18 protein-coding genes and 2 tRNA genes are annotated in these 18067 nt (G+C 67.2%); 15 read left to right on the forward strand and 5 right to left on the reverse strand.

Going from position 1 to position 18067, the window contains the following annotated elements:
• Positions 1 to 8: 8 nt before the first annotated feature.
• Together ACWW1C_RS07615 and ACWW1C_RS07620 are read left to right on the forward strand one after the other, a co-directional pair.
• On the forward strand, positions 9 to 488 hold the full coding sequence (locus ACWW1C_RS07615) for a ribose-5-phosphate isomerase (protein WP_455982867.1): 480 nt from the start codon (positions 9 to 11) through the stop codon (positions 486 to 488).
• Between the two features lie 16 nt (positions 489 to 504).
• The gene (locus tag ACWW1C_RS07620) at positions 505 to 1299 is read left to right on the forward strand and encodes an Fpg/Nei family DNA glycosylase (protein ID WP_455982868.1); all 795 of its coding nucleotides are present in this window, start codon (positions 505 to 507) and stop codon (positions 1297 to 1299) included.
• A gap of 4 nt (positions 1300 to 1303) precedes the next feature.
• Here the strand turns inward: ACWW1C_RS07620 and ACWW1C_RS07625 are convergent, their stop codons facing one another.
• The gene (locus tag ACWW1C_RS07625; RefSeq protein WP_455982869.1) at positions 1304 to 2152 is read right to left on the reverse strand and encodes a DUF1542 domain-containing protein; all 849 of its coding nucleotides are present in this window, start codon (positions 2150 to 2152) and stop codon (positions 1304 to 1306) included.
• A gap of 74 nt (positions 2153 to 2226) precedes the next feature.
• Here ACWW1C_RS07625 and ACWW1C_RS07630 point away from each other — a divergent pair, with 74 nt between their 5' ends.
• Genes ACWW1C_RS07630 through ACWW1C_RS07640 form a run of 3 tightly spaced genes read left to right on the forward strand, consistent with a single transcriptional unit; the run spans position 2227 to position 5252 of the window.
• Positions 2227 to 3078 (forward strand): phosphoribosyltransferase family protein, encoded by an 852-nt coding sequence (locus ACWW1C_RS07630; protein ID WP_455982870.1) that lies wholly within the window; start codon positions 2227 to 2229, stop codon positions 3076 to 3078.
• A gap of 7 nt (positions 3079 to 3085) precedes the next feature.
• A complete protein-coding gene (locus ACWW1C_RS07635) occupies positions 3086 to 4624 on the forward strand; it encodes a nicotinate phosphoribosyltransferase (RefSeq protein ID WP_455982871.1) in 1539 nt (512 codons plus the stop codon).
• Positions 4617 to 5252, forward strand: coding sequence for an NUDIX domain-containing protein (locus ACWW1C_RS07640; protein ID WP_455982872.1), 636 nt, complete (start codon positions 4617 to 4619; stop codon positions 5250 to 5252). Before ACWW1C_RS07635 ends, ACWW1C_RS07640 begins: the two co-directional genes overlap by 8 nt.
• 170 nt (positions 5253 to 5422) lie before the next feature.
• Here ACWW1C_RS07640 and ACWW1C_RS07645 read toward each other — a convergent pair whose 3' ends face one another.
• Positions 5423 to 5944: a hypothetical protein gene (locus tag ACWW1C_RS07645; RefSeq protein WP_455982873.1), complete on the reverse strand. Its 522-nt coding sequence runs from the start codon at positions 5942 to 5944 to the stop codon at positions 5423 to 5425.
• A gap of 97 nt (positions 5945 to 6041) precedes the next feature.
• Between ACWW1C_RS07645 and ACWW1C_RS07650 the strand changes: the two genes are divergently transcribed.
• Positions 6042 to 6449, forward strand: coding sequence for a DUF2628 domain-containing protein (locus tag ACWW1C_RS07650; RefSeq protein ID WP_455982874.1), 408 nt, complete (start codon positions 6042 to 6044; stop codon positions 6447 to 6449).
• On the opposite strand, the gene ACWW1C_RS07655 is transcribed toward ACWW1C_RS07650, so the two are convergent.
• Both ACWW1C_RS07655 and ACWW1C_RS07660 read right to left on the reverse strand, forming a co-directional pair.
• On the reverse strand, positions 6446 to 7603 hold the full coding sequence (locus tag ACWW1C_RS07655) for an alkane 1-monooxygenase (RefSeq protein WP_455982875.1): 1158 nt from the start codon (positions 7601 to 7603) through the stop codon (positions 6446 to 6448). The two genes, ACWW1C_RS07650 and ACWW1C_RS07655, sit on opposite strands and share 4 nt — an antisense overlap.
• 421 nt (positions 7604 to 8024) lie before the next feature.
• Positions 8025 to 8098 (reverse strand) — tRNA-Gly (locus ACWW1C_RS07660).
• Positions 8099 to 8220: 122 nt separating this feature from the next.
• On the opposite strand from ACWW1C_RS07660, the gene ACWW1C_RS07665 reads away from it, so the two are divergent.
• The 4 genes from ACWW1C_RS07665 (at position 8221) to ACWW1C_RS07680 (ending at position 11283) form a co-directional block, all read left to right on the forward strand.
• Positions 8221 to 8297 (forward strand) — tRNA-Pro (locus tag ACWW1C_RS07665).
• 39 nt (positions 8298 to 8336) lie between these two features.
• Entirely contained in the window at positions 8337 to 9857 is a 1521-nt protein-coding gene (gene tig / locus ACWW1C_RS07670; protein ID WP_455982876.1) for a trigger factor, read from the forward strand.
• A gap of 185 nt (positions 9858 to 10042) precedes the next feature.
• Positions 10043 to 10636 carry an ATP-dependent Clp protease proteolytic subunit gene (locus ACWW1C_RS07675; RefSeq protein ID WP_409431670.1) on the forward strand — a complete coding sequence of 198 codons (594 nt, stop codon included), beginning with the start codon at positions 10043 to 10045 and terminating at the stop codon, positions 10634 to 10636.
• Positions 10637 to 10647: 11 nt separating this feature from the next.
• On the forward strand, positions 10648 to 11283 hold the full coding sequence (locus ACWW1C_RS07680; RefSeq protein ID WP_455984189.1) for an ATP-dependent Clp protease proteolytic subunit: 636 nt from the start codon (positions 10648 to 10650) through the stop codon (positions 11281 to 11283).
• A gap of 57 nt (positions 11284 to 11340) precedes the next feature.
• Here ACWW1C_RS07680 and ACWW1C_RS07685 read toward each other — a convergent pair whose 3' ends face one another.
• On the reverse strand, positions 11341 to 12669 hold the full coding sequence (locus ACWW1C_RS07685) for a hypothetical protein (protein WP_455982877.1): 1329 nt from the start codon (positions 12667 to 12669) through the stop codon (positions 11341 to 11343).
• A gap of 199 nt (positions 12670 to 12868) precedes the next feature.
• Here ACWW1C_RS07685 and ACWW1C_RS07690 point away from each other — a divergent pair, with 199 nt between their 5' ends.
• The 5 genes from ACWW1C_RS07690 (at position 12869) to clpX (ending at position 18039) form a co-directional block, all read left to right on the forward strand.
• Positions 12869 to 14080, forward strand: coding sequence for a hypothetical protein (locus ACWW1C_RS07690; protein ID WP_455982878.1), 1212 nt, complete (start codon positions 12869 to 12871; stop codon positions 14078 to 14080).
• Positions 14077 to 14580 (forward strand): hypothetical protein, encoded by a 504-nt coding sequence (locus ACWW1C_RS07695; RefSeq protein ID WP_455982879.1) that lies wholly within the window; start codon positions 14077 to 14079, stop codon positions 14578 to 14580. Before ACWW1C_RS07690 ends, ACWW1C_RS07695 begins: the two co-directional genes overlap by 4 nt.
• Positions 14581 to 14599: 19 nt before the next feature.
• Positions 14600 to 15721: a BTAD domain-containing putative transcriptional regulator gene (locus ACWW1C_RS07700; protein ID WP_455982880.1), complete on the forward strand. Its 1122-nt coding sequence runs from the start codon at positions 14600 to 14602 to the stop codon at positions 15719 to 15721.
• Between the two features lie 45 nt (positions 15722 to 15766).
• The gene (locus ACWW1C_RS07705; protein ID WP_455982881.1) at positions 15767 to 16420 is read left to right on the forward strand and encodes an RsiV family protein; all 654 of its coding nucleotides are present in this window, start codon (positions 15767 to 15769) and stop codon (positions 16418 to 16420) included.
• A gap of 338 nt (positions 16421 to 16758) precedes the next feature.
• Entirely contained in the window at positions 16759 to 18039 is a 1281-nt protein-coding gene (gene clpX / locus ACWW1C_RS07710; protein WP_455982882.1) for an ATP-dependent Clp protease ATP-binding subunit ClpX, read from the forward strand.
• Positions 18040 to 18067 lie beyond the last annotated feature (28 nt).

The following is an 18067-nucleotide window of genomic DNA, read 5'->3' on the forward strand; positions in this document are numbered from 1 at the left end:
TGTGCGCCATGCGCGTATATCTCGGAGCGGACCACGCCGGATACGAACTCAAGCAGGCTCTGCTCGACCATCTGACCGCCGGCGGCCACCAGGCCGTCGACTGCGGTGCCTTCGCCTACGACGCGGAGGACGACTACCCGGCGTTCTGCATCGACGCCGCCAAGCGCACCGTCGAGGATCCGGGCAGCCTGGGCGTCGTCATCGGCGGCTCGGGCAACGGCGAGCAGATCGCGGCCAACAAGGTTCCGGGTGTGCGCTGTGCGCTGGCATGGAGCGTCGAGACCGCGCAGCTGGCCCGCGAGCACAACAACGCGCAGGTGATGGGTATCGGTGGCCGTATGCACAGCACCGAAGAGGCCTTCGCCATCGTCGACGCCTTTCTGGCCGCCGAATGGTCGCAGGCCGCGCGGCACCAGCGCCGCATCGACATCCTGGCCGAATACGAGAAGACGCACGTCGCTCCCGAGGTTCCCGGCGCCCAAGCCTGATCCCGGGGCCTGACTCGTGCCGGAGGGTCACACCCTGCACCGGTTGGCCCGCCTGCATCAACAGCGTTTCGGGCGGGCGCCGGTGCTGGTCAGCAGTCCGCAGGGCAGGTTCGCCGATGCCGCGGCCACCATCAGCGGCCGGGTGCTGCGCAAGGCCGACGCCTGGGGCAAGCATCTGTTCCACCACTACAACGGTGGGGCGGTGGTGCACATCCACCTCGGTCTGTACGGCACGTTCACCGAACAGCCGCTGCCGATGACCGCGCCCGTCGGGCAGGTGCGCATGCGCATGCTCGGGTCCGAATTCGGGACCGACCTGCGTGGCCCGACCGTCTGTGAACTGATCGACGAGGCCGGCGTCGACGACGTGGTCGCGCGGCTCGGTGCCGATCCGTTGCGCCGCGACGCCGACCCGGGATCGGCCTGGGCGCGAATCAGCAAGTCCCGCAGGTCAATCGGATCGATGTTGATGGACCAGACGGTGATCGCCGGGGTCGGCAACGTGTACCGCAGCGAGTTGCTGTACCGGCACCGGATCGATCCGCACCGGCCGGGCGCCGCGCTGACGGAGGCCGAATTCGCTGAGTTGTGGACCGATCTGGTGGCCCTGATGAAGGTCGGGGTACGGCGCGGCAAGATCGTCGTGGTCCGCCCGGAAGACGACCATGGCGCGCCGTCCTACGCCGCCGACCGCCCGCGTACCTATGTGTACCGGCGGGCGGGGGAGGCGTGCCGCGTATGCGGAGCCACGATCCGCACCGAGGTCATGGAGGGGCGAAACCTGTTCTGGTGCGCCGGTTGTCAGGTGTGACGGGCTAGTCGCCGCCACCGCCGCAGCCGCCACCGCAACCACCGCCACCGCAGCTGCTGCCACCACCGCCGCAGCTGCTCCCGGAGTCGCTGCTCCCGGAGTCCCCGCTGCCGGCGTCCCAGCCGTTGTTGTCGTTCCAGCTGACGTCCTGCCCCTGGCCGGAGTCGGCGAACTGGCTCTGGTCGAGGCCCTGCTGGTAGCCCTGGTCGAATCCCGATCCGTATCCGGACTCGAAACCCGTTGCGCCGTAACTGACTCCGTGCATGCCGTCGAACAGCGCATCGAACAACAGCACCGAGCCGACGCCCCATGCGCCGGCCACCAGCGCGGGCTTCCACCACGGCTCGGAGTACCAGCCCTCGGGCACCGGCCGGCCGGCCACCCGGCCACCGGGGTAGTAGTTCGGTGTCGCGGCCGTCGGCCCGGGTGAGGCTTGAATCTGCCTGCCGTCGAACTGGATTCGGCGGTCTTCGGTGACCTCGCCCGCGCCGCGCTGGCCGGCCAGCGCCTGCAGCGGCGGCCCGGGGTCGATGCCCATGGCGGTCCGCGCGGCCCGCACGTAGTACAGCCCTTCCATCGCACTCTGCTTGGCGAACGCCGCCTGCTGGGCAGTGGTGGCCTGCTCGATCTGCGACGCGGCGGCGTTGTAGCGCTCGGACGCGTCGGCCAGGGCCTGACGCGAGGCGTCGTCGGTGCCGGTCAGATTGAACACCTGGCCGCCGAGCATCTCGATGATGCGGCGGGCGTCGGCCTTCGCGTTGGCCAGGGCGGCGGCCTTGTTGGCCTTGCTCTGCCTGCTGAACAGGAAGAACCCGACAGCTGCGATGACGATCAGGATGAGCACGAACTCCATGCAGGAAGCTTACCGATGAGGTGTCGCCCACATAGTTATGGACATTTATGTCCGTATCTATTACGGTCGTCATCATGAACCTGACATTCCACGTCTTCGACACCGAACGCGGTGCGCTGGCGACCGCACCCGGAATCGTCACCAGTTACCCGGGTGGCGACACCGCAGTCCGAGAACTGGAACCACTCGGCGCGGGAGCGCGTCCCATCGCCTGGAACCACGGCGGCGCCATCGACTACGCCGCTTTGGGGCAGTGGGTGGCCTTCCACCGCAACCGATCTGCGGAGGCCCCGGTACTCGTGGCGCCGTACCTGCCGTCGGCTCGCGGTGATCACGACCCGACCGATGACGCCCGCGTCGCCGCCCGGCTGACCGCCGCAACCGGCGTCGCGCACGTCGTGACGGTGGACCCACACTCGCCGGTCTGGGCCGACGAAGCCCGGCGCGGGGGAGCGGCCGTCACCGTCATCGAGGCAGTCGACCTCGTCGGCTGCGGTGCTGCGCACCAACCGGGCTGGGCAGGCGTCGTGGCACCTGACAAGGGGGCCCGCGACCGCGCCGGACGGGTGGCCGCCCGGTTGGATGTACCGCTGTATGTCGCTGGTAAGCAACGCAATCCGGCCAACGGCAAGCTGTCGGGTTTCGTCGCCCCCGAAGGTCTGCCGGACGACGGCCGGTTGCTGGTGATCGACGACATCTGCGACGGCGGGGGCACCTTCGCCGGGCTGGCCGATGCCATCCGCACGAGCAAACCCCAACTGGCGCTGCACCTGTGGGTCAGCCACGGCTGTTTCACCGGGCGCTGGCGGGAGAACCTCGCCGGCTACGCCTCGGTCACCAGCACCGACTCCCGTGGCACTCCGGCCGGCGTGCACGTCCAACCGCTGGAACCGTTCATCGTCCAAGCGCTGACCAATCTGATCTGAGGAACTCATGACCATCGAAGCAACCACCACGTACCGGCCGGAAACCATTGCGGCCCTGGACGTTCTGATGGATACCGACGCCTACAAACTGGACCACCGCCGGCAGTACCCGGTCGGCACGGAGTACGTCTACTCCAACCTGACCGCCCGTGGCAGCCGCATCCCCGGGGTGGCCTGGACCGCGTTCTTCGGCCTGCAGGCCTACCTGCGGGACCTGAACCAGCGGTGGAGTGTCTTCTTCGCTGCCGACGTCGACGAGGTCTGCCGGGCCTACGTGGACCGGGTGACCCAGGTGTTGGGTCCCAACGACGTTGGTGCCGAGCACATTCGGCAACTGCACGCCTACGGGCGGTTGCCGCTGCGGGTGCGGGCATTGCCGGAAGGCGCCATCGTGCCGGTCGGCGTCCCGTACCTGACCGTCGAGAACACCGCGCCCGAGTTCTTCTGGCTGACCAACTACATCGAGACCGAGATGTCGGCCGCGCTGTGGCAGCCCATCACGTCTGCGACAACCGCGTGGCGTAACCGGACGCTGCTGGATGCCCGCGCACTGGACAGCGGCGCCGACCCCGCCGCGGTCGACTGGCAGGGGCACGACTTCTCCTTCCGGGGCATGGCCGGCGGCGCGGCCGCCGCTGCATCGGGGGCCGCGCACCTCCTGGCGTTCACCGGGACCGACTGCCTGCCGGCGCTGGGCTGGGTCGACCGGAACTACCCGGGCTCACCCGAGGGCACCGTGATCGGCGGCAGCGTCCCCGCCACCGAGCACAGCGTCATGTGCGCGGGCACCCAGGACGACGAGGTCGCCACGTTCGCCCGGCTGCTGGACCTGTACCCGGCCGGCATCGTGTCGATCGTCAGCGACACCTGGGACCTGTGGCACGTCTGCACCGGCATCCTGCCGACGCTGAAAGAGACGATCACCGCGCGCGCCGGCAAGGTGGTGATCCGACCCGACAGCGGCGATCCCGAACGCATCCTGTGTGGCGACCCGCAGGCCCCAGTGGGCAGCCCCGCGAACAAGGGCGTGGTGAACCTCCTGTGGGAGGTTTTCGGCGGCACGGTCAACGCTGCCGGCTACCGGGAGTTGGACCCGCACATCGGCGTCATCTACGGCGACTCGATCACCCACGACCGGGCCGACGCCATCACCGCCAACCTGATGGCCCAGGGGTACGTGTCCACCACGCCGGTACTCGGATTCGGTTCGTACACATACCAATACGTCACACGCGACACCTTCTCCATCGCGATGAAGGCCACCTGGGTGCAGGTCGACGGGCGCGGCCGGGACATCGCCAAGGCCCCGGTCACCGATCCGGGCAAGCGCAGCGCGCGGGGCCGGCTGGCCGTGGTCCGCGACGAGCGTGGACGTCTGACCCTGGTGCAGGGTGCGGCCGGTGCCGTCGAGACGACGGACGCCATGCGGACGGTGTTCGAGGACGGGGTCGTCGTCAACCCCGTGTCCTTCGCGGAGGTGCGCGCTACCGTGCGACGTGACTGGGCGACATACGTCGCCGGCGAGGAGGACGCCCGTCATGGCTGAGTCGCCGGCCACCTGGCTGAGCGTCGACGTCTTCGCGGTGAGCCCCGGCGATGAGCCGGGGCTCATCCTGGCGCGTCGGCAGCGCGAGCCGCATCAGGGGGACTGGGCACTGCCCGGGGTGGTGCTCGATGCCGCCAACGGGGAGACGGTCGCCGCCGCGGCAGCCCGTGCGCTGCGCGACCGGGCCGGCGCCGAGCCGATCGAAGGACCGCCGACAGTGGCCCTCGTCGTGTCCGACCCGAAGCGCGACGAGCGTGGCCACACCGTGTCGCTGGTCAATGTGATGCGCGCGCACCCCGGCGACGACGCCATCGTGGTGCGCGACGGAGAGCCCGTGCCGCCCTTGCCGTTCGGGCACAACGCGATGATCCGAGAAACCGCGGCCACGGTGTCGCAGCGGCTGTTGTCGGATCCCGCAACCGTCGCGGCGATGTTCGGCGCCGGGTGCACGGCCCTCGAGGTCTGCAGGCTGACGGAGTTGCTGTTCCACCTGTCGGGTGGCACGGGGGCCGAGCCGATTCCGCTGGCCGCGATGCGGCGCCGGCTGGAACGCGCGGCGCTGTTCGCCCCCGATGGCAACCGGCCCGCCCACACCCGGCCGGTGACGGTGTTCAGGGTGGCCGGATAAACGTCTCCTGCGTAAAAGCTGGCAAATTGCTGGTGCATGCGGTGAGGCGCGGCGCGGAGCGCGCACGTTACGTTCCTGTGAACACGGCGGCGACCTGGGAAAATGGTTCCAGTACAAGTCGCGACCTGCTAGTTTACGAGTTACGCTCCCGGCACCCTGCTGGGAGGAGATCAGCTTATGGCAGACGCAGAGACCGCACCCGTGGCAAACGTCGACACCGAGTCGGCGCCGACGCGATGGTTCAACACCGACACCGGCAAGGTGCTGATAATCGGCGTCGGTGCCGTCGTCATCTTGTTGATCCTGCTGGCGATCGGAGCCCTCGCCGGATTCAAGATTCCGCCGCCCGCGCCGGAGACACCGTCCGCGCCCAGCAGCTCCACCACGTCGGCCCCTGCATTCACGTCGGCGGCCTCGACGACCGGCACGCCGGCGCCCGCACCTCCGCCTGTCACCACACCGACAGCGACGGTCCCGGCGAGCCCGAAGCCGGCACCACCGACCGGCCCCTCGACGCAGATCACGCAGGCCCCGACGACGTACACGGCGCCTCCACCCAGGCAATACACGCCGCCTGCCGGCGCACCGGCGTCCTCGACCACAGCCGCGTCACCGACGGCGACGGCGACGGCGTCTGCGGCACCGAGTTCCGAGGCTCCCGCCCCGGCCAATCCGCCGCAGTTCAACGTCATTCGCACGACGAACGGCGTCGCGCGCCCGATTCCGGGTAGCAGCTAGGCGCCGGGTCCGGCGCACGAACAAAACTGCACGGCCGTTAATGTTGGTGAAGTGTCACAGCAACTTCCCAGCATCACGGTGTCCCCGTCGTGGCAGAAGCGATTCGACTTCTTCAACGCGTATGGTCTGCCGAATTCGTCGCCGGAGTCCAAGGCCGCCTACAAGACCCTGACGTTCCTGGAGCGGGTGAAGCTCACCTCGAACATCCTGGCGTTCCTGTTCGGTCCCATCTATTTCTTCGTGAAGGGCATGTGGCGCAAGGGCCTGACCCTGTTCGGAATCTTCGTGGCGGTCGAGGTGGTCCTGGTCGTGCTCAACGTGTCGGACACCCTCGTCCGGGCCATCGGGTTCGGCCTCGCCGCAATGGCCATGACGACCGCGAATTATGCGTACTACCTGCACGTGGTGCGGGGCAGCCAGTCCTGGAACTTGTTCGAGGGGCACGGCAGGCGGCACTAGCCGCCGAGCTGCAACTGCTTCTGCTGTCGCGGGCTCAGTGCAGTCAGTCGGATGTCGCCGCCGTAGATCGCGAGGACCCGCGGATCCATCACCCGGCGCCACAGCATCGGAACCAGGCTGAGGACCAGCATCGCGGTGTAGTTGCTGGGCAGCTGCGGCGCGTTGTCCGCGTGCCGGATCCCCTGGTAACGATGGGACGGGTCGGTGTGGTGGTCTGAGTGCCGCTGCAGATGCAGCAGAAACACATTCATGATGATGGTGTTGCTGTTCCAGCTGTGCGTGGCGCGCAGCCGCTCGTAGCGGCCCGACGGCAGTTTCTGCCGGCGCAGCCCGTAGTGCGACAGGTAGTTCATGGCCTCCAGCAGGAAGATGCCGATGAGCGCCTGCCCGAACAGCCACGGCAGGACCACGGGCCGGAACCACAATGCCAGTCCGGCGAACAGGATGACGCTCAACAGCCACCCGTTGAGCACATCGTTGCGCAGGCTCCAGCGTGAATGGCCTTGACGGTCAAGGCGTTTGGCCTCGATCCGCCAGGCCGAGCGAGTGCTCCCGACGACCGACCGCACCACGAAGAAGTACACGTTCTCACCGAAGCGGGCACTCGCCGGGTCCTCCGGCGTCGCGACGCGCACGTGGTGGCCGCGGTTGTGCTCGACGTAGAACTGCCCGTACCAACTCTGGGCGAGCGCCAACTTGCTGAGCCACCGTTCGGCGCGCTCGCGCCGGTGCCCCAACTCGTGGGCCGCGTTGTTGGCGATGCCGCCGGACAGACCGACCGCGACCATCAGCCCCAGCTTGTCGGTGAACGCCAACGTCAGCCAGCCGCCGCCGGCCCACACCCAGCAGCCGAAAGCCAGCGCGAGGTACTGCGTGGGTAGGAACATGTGGGTGGCGAAGCGGTAGTACTTGTCCTGCTGCAGCTCGGCCAGGATGCGGTCGGGCGCCCGGCCGGGCTTCTCCCGCCCCAGCAGATGGTCGATGCCGGGCCCCGCCACCAGAATCACGAAGAGCGCGGTCCACCAGAAAACGTGCAGCCGGGTGGTCCACACCAGGAGCCAGGACAGCGTCACGACGCCGGGGGCGGACGGGACCAATAGCCAGAGGTATCGCTTCGGGTCTCGCCACGTGCCCTCAGCAACTTCTGAGCCCACGTCGAAAGGCCGCCTGTTTCGGCGGTCCGATGGGGTGATCGACGCGGTCATCGGAGCATTTATACCGCCACTGCCGGCGAGTCTCGACTCGGATGGCAAAAATATTTGCCAGGCAGCTTTGCATTTTTGTAGAAATTGGCTTTGAGCTGCGTTTTATGGTTGGAAAGCACCTCGAGTTCGACATTGCGGCAATTTGCATTGAATTGCCAGGAAACTCCCAGAATCGGACGGAATTGACGCGGCGACAAAATCGATTAATCGGCCGCCTGGTCAATAATCATCGGAAACTCTTCGGGCAAAGTCATTAGGCGGGGGAAGTATCGAAGTCGTCGAGTCGCCTGGGGTCAGGTGGCCCGACGGTCTCCTGGCGGCGGAAAGTGAGACCCAAAAGAAAAGGACCGGCCTGGTCAGGCCGGTCCTATGGAGCGGGCGACGGGAATCGAACCCGCGTAGCTAGTTTGGAAGACTAGGGCTCTACCATTGAGCTACGCCCGCGTGCACTGCTGCGATCACAGTACCGGCAGACAGTACCGGGACAGCGGCCGCCAATCCAATTGATGGTGTCGTGTGTCTAGGACGTAGTATCTCGACCGCGGTAATGCGACCGCGACGAGGCACGGGGTGTAGCGCAGCTTGGTAGCGCATCCGCTTTGGGAGCGGAAGGCCGCAGGTTCAAATCCTGTCACCCCGACCACCGACTGATGGCAAGTATCAAAAAACAAGGAGTAACGCTGTGAAGAGCACCGTGGAGCAGTTGAGCCCCACCCGGGTTCGCATCAACGTGGAGGTGCCCTTCACCGAGCTTCAACCCGAGTTCGACCAGGCCTACAAGGAGCTGGCCAAGCAGGTCCGCCTGCCCGGCTTCCGTCCCGGCAAGGCCCCGGCCAAGCTGCTCGAGGCCCGTGTCGGCCGCGGCGCGGTGCTGGAGCAGGTCGTCAACAGCGCCATCCCGGCCAAGTACGGCGAGGCCGTCACCACGCAGGACGTCAAGCCGCTGGGCCAGCCCGAGATCGACATCACCAAGCTCGAGGATAACGACGAGCTCGTCTTCACCGCCGAGGTCGACGTCCGTCCGGAGATCACCCTGCCGGACCTGAAGGCCATCAAGATCACCGTCGACCCGATCGTCATCAACGACGACGAGGTCGACGCCGAACTGCAGAACCTGCGCGCCCGCTTCGGCACCCTGACCGGTGTCGAGCGCGCCGCCGCCGACGGCGACTTCGTCTCGATCGACCTGTCGGCCACCGTCGACGGTGAGGACGTGCCGGAGGCCAAGACCGAGGGCCTGTCGCACCAGATCGGTTCCGGTCAGCTGATCGAGGGCCTCGACGAGGCCATCATCGGCCTGAAGGCCGGCGAGTCCAAGGACTTCCCGACCACCCTGGCCGCCGGTGAGCACGCCGGCAAGGAGGCCGTGGTCTCCGTCACCGTCAAGTCGGTCAAGGAGCGCGAGCTGCCCGAGCCGGACGACGACTTCGCCCAGCTGGCCAGCGAATTCGACACCATCGACGAGCTCAAGGAGAGCCTGGTCACCCAGGTTCGCCGGGTGAAGCAGGTCGGCCAGGCCGAGCAGATCCGCGACAAGGCCGTCGAGACGCTGCTGGAGCAGATCGAGGTGCCGCTGCCCGAGGCCATCGTCCAGGCGACCGTCGACGAGACCGTCCACAACGCCATCCACGGACTCGACCACGATGAGGCCAAGTTCGACGAGCAGCTCAAGGAGCAGGGCAGCAGCCGCGAAGAGTTCGACGCGGACTCCCGCACCAACGCCGAGAAGGCCGTCAAGACCCAGCTGCTCATGGACGCCATCGCCGACGAGCTGGACGTCAAGGTCGGCCAGGGCGATCTGATGGAGCGCATCGCCCTGATGGCCCGCCAGTACGGCATCGAGCCGCAGCAGCTGATCCAGATCCTGCAGCAGAACAACCAGCTGCCGTCCATGTTCGCCGACATCCGTCGCGGCATGACCATCGCCGCTGTGGTTTCCGGCGCGACCGTCACCGATACCGACGGCAACGCGGTCGACACCGCGGAGTTCTTTGGCCCCGCCGCTGGCGCAGAGGTCGAGGCCGCTGACGAGACCGAGGCTGAGGCTCCGGCCGCCGACGAGGCTCCGGCCGAGGAAGCCAAGGATGAGAAGCCTGCCAAGGCCAAGAAGGCGAAGGCCGAGGCCAAGGATGAGGCAGCCGAGAAGCCGGCCAAGGAGAAGAAGGCCAAGAAGGCTGCCAAGGACTCGAAGGACGAGGACTAAGTCTTCAAAATCTGAGCGTGGTTCAGGTGCCGCAGGTGTCTTGATTGATGCCTGCGGCACCGTCCGCTCTACGGCGTCAGTGACGCTGTGAGCGAACTAGGCCGCGTCGGGGACTCGCGGCCGTCGGCCGTTGGTTAGTGTCGTGTGGACGAACTCGAGAAAGCAGGTATCCAGTCGTGACTGACATGCGTTCAAGCGCACCGGGGCTCAACCTCACGGACTCGGTCTATGAGCGTTTGCTTGCCGAGCGCATCATCTTCCTGGGCTCGCAGGTCGACGACGACATCGCCAATCGGCTGTGCGCCCAGATCCTGCTGCTGACGGCCGAAGATCCGTCCAAAGACATCCACATGTACATCAACTCGCCGGGTGGCTCGATCAGCGCCGGCATGGCGATCTTCGACACCATGGAGTTGTCGGAGTGCGACATCGCCACCTACGCGATGGGCATGGCCGCGTCGATGGGTGAGTTCCTGCTGGCCGCCGGCGCCAAGGGCAAGCGTCATGCGCTGCCGCACGCGCGCGTCCTGATGCACCAGCCGCTCGGTGGCGTGACCGGTAGCGCGGCGGACATCGCCATCCAGGCCGAGCAGTTCCACGTCATCAAGAAGGAAATGTTCCGGCTCAACGCCCAGTTCACCGGCAAGAGCATCGAGCAGATCGAGGCCGACTCGGACCGCGACCGCTGGTTCACCGCGCAGGAAGCGCTGGAGTACGGCTTCGTCGACCACATCATCACCCGCGCAAACCTCAACGGCGGTAAGGGAGCCTCGAAGTGATCTCCAAGCACCTGAACCCGGAGCTCGCCCCGCAGGCGCGCTACATCCTGCCGCAGTTCACGGAGCGGACGCACACCGGCGAACGGATCGTCGATCCCTACGCCAAGCTGTTCGACGAGCGCATCATCTTTCTGGGCGCCCAGGTGGACGACGTGTCGGCCAACGATGTGATGGCCCAGTTGCTCGTGCTGGAGTCTCAGGACCCTGACCGCGACATCACCATGTACATCAACTCGCCGGGTGGCTCCTTCACCTCGCTGATGGCGATCTACGACACCATGCAGTACGTCCGCGCCGACATCCAGACGGTGTGCCTCGGACAGGCGGCCTCGGCCGCAGCGGTGCTGCTGGCCGCGGGTACCCCCGGCAAGCGCCTGGCCCTGCCCAACGCCCGCGTGCTGATCCACCAGCCGTCTCTCGGTGGCGTGATCCAGGGTCAGTTCTCGGACCTGGAGATCCAGGCCGCCGAGATCGAGCGCATGCGCACCCTCATGGAGGAGACGCTCGCGCGCCACACCGGCCGCAGCGCCGAGCAGGTCCGCAAGGACACCGACCGCGACAAGATCCTCACCGCGGCCGACGCCAAGGAGTACGGGATCATCGACACGGTCCTGGAATACCGGAAGCTCTCGGCCCAGAAGGCCTGAGTCTCACAACGCGTAGCGGCCGCCAACCTGTTCAGGTTGGCGGCCGCTGACGTTTGTTCAGTCCTTGGCCGAGGTGGCCTTCGAGGCGGCGGCGGACGATGCGCCGCTCTTGGCGGCCTTCTTGTCCTTGGTCATCTTGTCGGTGGCCTTCTTGTCGGTGGCCTTCTTGCCCTTCGTCGAATCATGTTGCGCTGACGACGAATTGCCGGTGCCGGACTTCTCGGATTCCGGCTTGGTGTCGGGCTTTTCCGGCTTGCCGGCGGGTGCCGGATCGGTGTCGGACTTGGCGGACGAATCGTCGGTCGCCGCGGTCGGGGTCGTGGTTGCGGTCGACGCCGACGAAGTCCGCTTGGTCCGCGGTTTGTGCACGGTCTTGGTGGACTTCTTCTCGGTCTGGGTGGACGGCTTCTCGGCGCCTGCGGCGTCATTCGTGCCCGGGTCGCCGGCAGCGGGGGAGTCCGGCCCCGACGCCTTGTCGGTCGCGGCGGTCGCGCGCGGGGCGGTCGACGCCAGCGACAAGGTGGGCGACAGCTGCGGCTTCAACACGTTGAACGGCAGCGCCTTGCCCGTCACCAGTGCCGAGATGAAGTTCGCGACGGCGATCGCCGGTGACAGGGCCGCGAACGCCGCGCCGGCGATGGGCGCGAGCGGAGCGAGTGCCGGCGGCAGCTGCAGCGCTGACGCCAGTGCGGACGGCGCGGCGGCCAAGGCCGAGCCGGCGGCGTTGGTCGCGTCGGTCACGCGCGTCTTGACGGTCTCGATGGCCTGCTGGACCGGGTTGGCCGCGGCCGGGGGTGCCGGGCTGTCGGCTGCCGCCGGTGCCGGGCCGGCGGCAGCCGGGACCAACGACGTCACCACCTGCGTCAGGTTGCGGACCAAGTCGTACGCGAACGTCCCCACCACCTGGAACGGGAGGGTGAACGCATAGGACACCAACGCGATCGGTAGCCACGGGAGATAGAAGGGATCAGTGGCCGCGCGATTCAGCATCACCAGCGGTATGGAAACCACGGAGACGGCGGTGCTCTTGGCTGCCTCGACCACGGCTTGTCCGAGGGCTGTGATCGCGTTGATGACAACGCTGCCGGCAGTGGCGAGCGGGTCGGTGGCGGCCAGGGGCGCCGGCGCTGCGAACGTGTTCGTCGCCGCGGTGGACGTGATCTGCTCGAGCAACGCCTGCTCGCGGGTCGTCATTTCCTGGACGAACGCGGCGAACTGGACCGCGCGAGTGTCCAGTCGCGGGGCGCTGATCGGCGCGGCGTGGGTCTGGATTGCGAGCTGGCCGTTCGGCGTCAGGACGCAGGCCGCCGCGACGACGCCGGCCAGGGGCAGGCATTGGAGCCGCCGGCGCGCGGTGGAGGTCGTGGCAGGGCTGGGGTGATTCATCGCGCGGTGCCTTCCCGTATTCGATTGCGTGCGTTGGTCGCAGGGGAGTGGTCCTCCCCGGCATGAAGACTAATTGACGCAGTTGGAACATTATGTCGAATGTCGAAGGCCGCCGCTCGCCGCGCGCCAAGAATTCGCCAAGGCGCCCACCGCACGCTGTGACGCGACCACGAATTCCGGCCTATGAACAGGACCTGCGATGAGCCGACACCCACACCGCACCGCCGCCGCTCTGGCTGCGGCCGCTCTCGCCGTGTCCCTGACGGTCGGATTGCCTGTGGCCCAGGCGAATCCCACTCCAGATGCCTCGCTGCATGTGCCGTGGAGCCAGGTCGGTGACGGCTGGACGCTGGCCACCTGGAACCCGGTTCGCGGACGCCTTCCCGGGGAGCCCCGCGATGCTGACGAGGCCCCGCCCGCCAAGACCGCCAACACGCTGTTCCTCATCGACCCCGCGGGGCACCGGTACGCCATTACCACCTTTGCCCCGAACGACAAGGGGTGGAAACCGACTCTGGTGGACTGGTCGGGCGATGGCGGTCGCGCGCTCTTGTCGATGGGCGACTCGGTCATCGTTGTCGACCTGCACACCGGCAACCAGACGTCTTTTCCGTCCGACGCGTCCGCCCGCTTCAGTCGGCCGAATGGCGAAGCGATCGTGCTGTCGACCTCCGTCCCGGACCGGCCCGGCACCTTGCGGCGCGTCGACCTCGCCGGCAACGTGCAACTGACCTACCCGACCGAGAATGCCGCGGGCGCGGGCCGCTTCAGCGGCAATTACCTCGAAACCCCGGACGGCACCACCCTCGTGCTGTCGACCAACAACCGCGGCCATGACGAACCGGCGCGGACCGACAACAGCTTCGTGCTCATGGGTAACGACGGGACCGTCGAGCGCGTACTGCCCGTGCCGATGCCTGACGCCGTCTGCCGGACGACCCGGTGGCTGGCACCAACGGATTTCGTCGCCAGCTGCTCCACACAGAAGTCCGCGGCCAGCCAGCTCTGGAAGGTTCCGATCGACGGATCGGCTCCGACCGCGCTGACGGCAGTCAACAACGCCAAGAACGAACCCGGATTCGAAGGCGACTACGGCGACGTCGGGCTCTGGCAGCTGCCGTCCGGCACCTTCGTGCAATCCCTCGGCGCCTGCGGCGTGGTGTTCCTGTCTCGGGTGACGGCCGATGGCCACACCCAGCGGGTCAAGGTTCCCGGCGCCGGAAACAACATCGACGTCATCGGTGCGTCCGGCGGCGCGCTGGTCCTGAAGTCGACGAGCGGGTGCAGCCCGTCGGAGGCGCTGCTGTCCTATGACCCGGCGGCGAATGCCACCAAGGTGCTGCTCGGCCCTACCGTCAACGACGGGCACGTCGTCGACGCCCTGACCTTCGGTCAGGGTTACCGGTCATGAGGCGGTTCGCCGCCGCAGCGGCGGCAATGGCGGCAATGGCGGCGGCGGTGATCCTGTCGCCGGCGGCGTATGCCGACGACGGTCGCACCACCGAAGCCTGCGCCTGGGTGCACACCGACGAGGCCGCGGTCTTTCTCGAAGGCCCGGCGACCGCCGATCCGATTCGGACTCAGCTACCTGAATTGTCTTGTGGCTACCGGGTATTGGACGAACCGGTGGGTGGACGCAGCCTGGAATCCGACGTCCGGTTCGCCGACGCGTTCCCGTCGGACGCCGCGACGACATTCCGGCAGGTGGCCGCTTGGCCCGGGGCCACCGAGGTCGACGGCGTGGGCCTGCGGGCGGTCTGCGCGTATGAACCGAAGGTCACGCCGCCGTCGACGACGCTCACCGTGTTGTTGACGGGCGACCGGCTCTACCGGGTGACCGGCAGCTACGTGTGGCGTTGCGACACTTTGAAGACGTTCGCGGAACTGGCAATAGCCCGCATCGGCCCATAGCACCCGATACCCTCGGCCAATGCGGCCGACCGGAATCGATTTCGGTGTGCTCGGCACTCTGCGAATGGCGGTCGACGACCGCGATGTATCGCTGGGCGCACCCAAACAACGGGCTGTTTTCGCGATGCTTCTGCTCAATCGCGGTCGCGCGGTGTCGGTGGATGCGTTGATCGAAGCCGTCTGGGAACTGTCACCTGCCGCGGCTGCCCGCACCGCTCTGCACTCCTATGTCTCCAATCTCCGAAAGGTCCTGGCGGAGTCCGGAATGCCGCGCGAGACGCTGGCCGCCGCGCCGCCCGGCTATCGGCTCGACGTGCCGGAAGAGGTAACCGACCTGGGGCGCTTCGAGAAGGAAAAGGTCGCCGGCGTGCGGGCCGCGGCGGCCGGCCACTTCGCGCCCGCCGCCGCGCACCTGTCGGCCGCGTTGGCGCAGTGGCGCGGACCGGTCCTCGGTGATCTGTCCGACTTCGCCTTCGTCGGAACGGTCGCCGCCGCGCTGGTCGACGATCGGATCGCGGTGGAGACCGCCCGAGCGGAAGCCGAAATAGCCTGTGGCCAGGCAGCTCTGGTGATCGGCCCGCTGGAATCGCTGGTGGCTGACCATCCGTACCGGGAGCCGCTCTGGGCGCAGCTGATCACCGCCTACTACAGCTGCGGGCGGCAAGCGGACGCGCTCGATGCGGTCCAGCGGGTGAAGTCGATCTTGGCCGACGACCTCGGTATCGACCCCGGCCACGCGATAAGCGCTCTGCAGCAACGCATTCTGCGGCAGGAACCACTCGACGTGCAGGGGACTGCGCAAGCGACCGCGGTGCACACCATCGGCCGGCTCAGATCGGGCACCACGCGATCGGCCTCGTCCAGAGCCGGCCTACGCGACGCCACCGGGCGATGGTTTGCCTTGCGCGCGATGGCGACCCGCATCGGCCGCCTGGCGGACAACGACATCGTGCTCGACGCGGCAGACGTCAGCCGGCACCATGCCGTCATCGTCGATGCCGGGACCGGTCCGGTGATGGTGGACCTGCGCTCGGCCAACGGCGTGTATGTGCAGGGCGCGCGGATCGAGGCCAACACCAATCTGTTCGACGGTGATCGCATCCGCATCGGTGCACATGAGTTCACCGTCGAACTCGGGTAGGGGCACACCAAGAATCTGCCAAGGGCGGCGGCGAACGCTGGGGGCATGAGGATTACGGCTCTTGCCCTGGCCGCGACGGCGACCTTCCTGAGCTTGGCGCCGATCGCGTCGGCCCTGCCGTCGTGCGGCGCTCTCGGTGGGACGGCCGACGGCACCGGCATGTGCCGCATCCGCGAGGTCGGGACCGGGTATGAACGGACCGTCGCTTTCCCAGTCGACTATCCCGACCAACAGGCGGTAGCGGACTTCCTGGCCCGGGACCGCGACGGGTTCGTCGGCTGGGTGGACAAATTCAACCGCGGCCGGGTGTACACCGAGACGGTGACGCCGACGGTGTACCGCGCGGCGCGCACCCAGAGTCTGGTGCTCAAGATCGTGGACCCGACGGGCTTCGCCCACGAAGGACATCCCGACATCCGGTACCGGACCTTCACCTACGGGGACGCTGGGCCCATCACCATCGACACCCTGTTCGGTCCGGGCTCCGATCCGGCGGCGATCCTGACGCCGGTGGTGCAGCACGCGTTGAAGACGCGCAATGCGGCGCTGATCGACCCGGACCGCGGCTCGTACCGGAACTTCGCGCTCACCGACGAGGCCGTCACGTTCTTCTTCGGTGAAAGCCAACTCGTGGGCAACGGCGGCCCGCTCACCGTGGCGGTGCCGGTGGGGGAGCTGGGCGGTCGGCTGCAGGGGTAGGCCCACGGCCACGAGCTTGCGCCGGCCGCGAAATGCGTCGGCGGCTTCGATGTGCACACGGTAGGGTTGCGGATAGGTGAACAGCCCTGATCAGAGTCCTGCCGAGCCGACGCCGACCGGCGCCGGAAAGACACGCCAGAATCACGGTCAGCGCGCCGACAGGTGGCAAGCCACCGATCGGGCTATGTTCTCCAGCACACGGATAAATACCACCGAGCGATTCGACCCTTTCGGTCGCACCGCAACGGAGCGAACGGGTAGCGTCGGGTTCACACCCGAAATAACCCACTATCTGGTGTAACGACTGACGGCGACCGGAGAAAGTAGGGCCTCACCCCATGGCGCGCATCGGAGACGGCGGTGACCTGCTGAAGTGCTCGTTTTGTGGCAAGAGCCAGAAGCAGGTAAAGAAGCTGATTGCTGGACCTGGCGTCTACATCTGCGACGAGTGCATCGATCTCTGCAACGAGATCATCGAAGAGGAGCTCGCCGACGCTGACGACGTCAAGCTCGATGAGCTGCCCAAGCCCCAGGAGATCCGGGATTTCCTCGAGGGCTACGTCATCGGTCAGGACAACGCCAAGAAGACGCTCGCCGTGGCCGTCTACAACCACTACAAGCGCATCCAGGCGCAGGAGAAGTCGCGCGATGCCCGGGGTGAGCCCGTCGAGCTCGCCAAGTCGAACATCCTGATGCTGGGCCCCACCGGCTGCGGTAAGACCTACCTGGCGCAGACCCTGGCCAAGATGCTCAACGTGCCGTTCGCCATCGCCGACGCGACAGCGCTGACGGAGGCCGGCTACGTCGGCGAGGACGTCGAGAACATCCTGCTGAAGCTGATCCAGGCCGCCGACTACGACGTCAAGCGTGCCGAGACCGGCATCATCTACATCGACGAGGTCGACAAGATCGCCCGCAAGAGCGAGAACCCGTCGATCACGCGCGACGTGTCCGGCGAGGGCGTGCAGCAGGCGCTGCTGAAGATCCTCGAGGGAACGCAGGCGTCGGTGCCGCCGCAGGGTGGGCGTAAGCACCCGCACCAGGAGTTCATCCAGATCGACACCACCAACGTGCTGTTCATCGTCGCCGGTGCGTTCGCGGGCCTGGAGAAGATCGTGTCCGACCGCGTCGGCAAGCGCGGTCTGGGCTTCGGCGCCGAGGTGCACTCCAAGGCCGAGATCGACACCCAGGACCACTTCGCCGAGGTGCTGCCCGAGGACCTGATCAAGTTCGGTTTGATCCCCGAGTTCATCGGCCGTCTCCCGGTCGTGGCTTCGGTGACCAACCTGGACAAGGAATCGCTGGTGTCGATCCTGTCCAAGCCGAAGAACGCTCTGGTCAAGCAGTACGTCCGGCTGTTCGAGATGGACGGGGTGGAGCTGGAGTTCACCGAAGACGCCCTCGACGCCATCGCCGACCAGGCCATCCACCGCGGAACCGGTGCCCGTGGCCTGCGCGCCATCATGGAAGAGGTCCTGCAGCCGGTGATGTTCGACATCCCGAGCCGCGACGACGTCGCCAAGGTGGTCGTCACGAAGGAAACCGTGCAGGACAACGTGCTGCCGACCATCGTGCCGCGCAAGGCGTCCCGCTCGGAGCGCCGCGACAAGTCCGCTTAGTTCTCTACAGGAAACGCCCCCGCCACGG

Source organism: Mycobacterium sp. HM-7 (genome assembly GCF_053852335.1).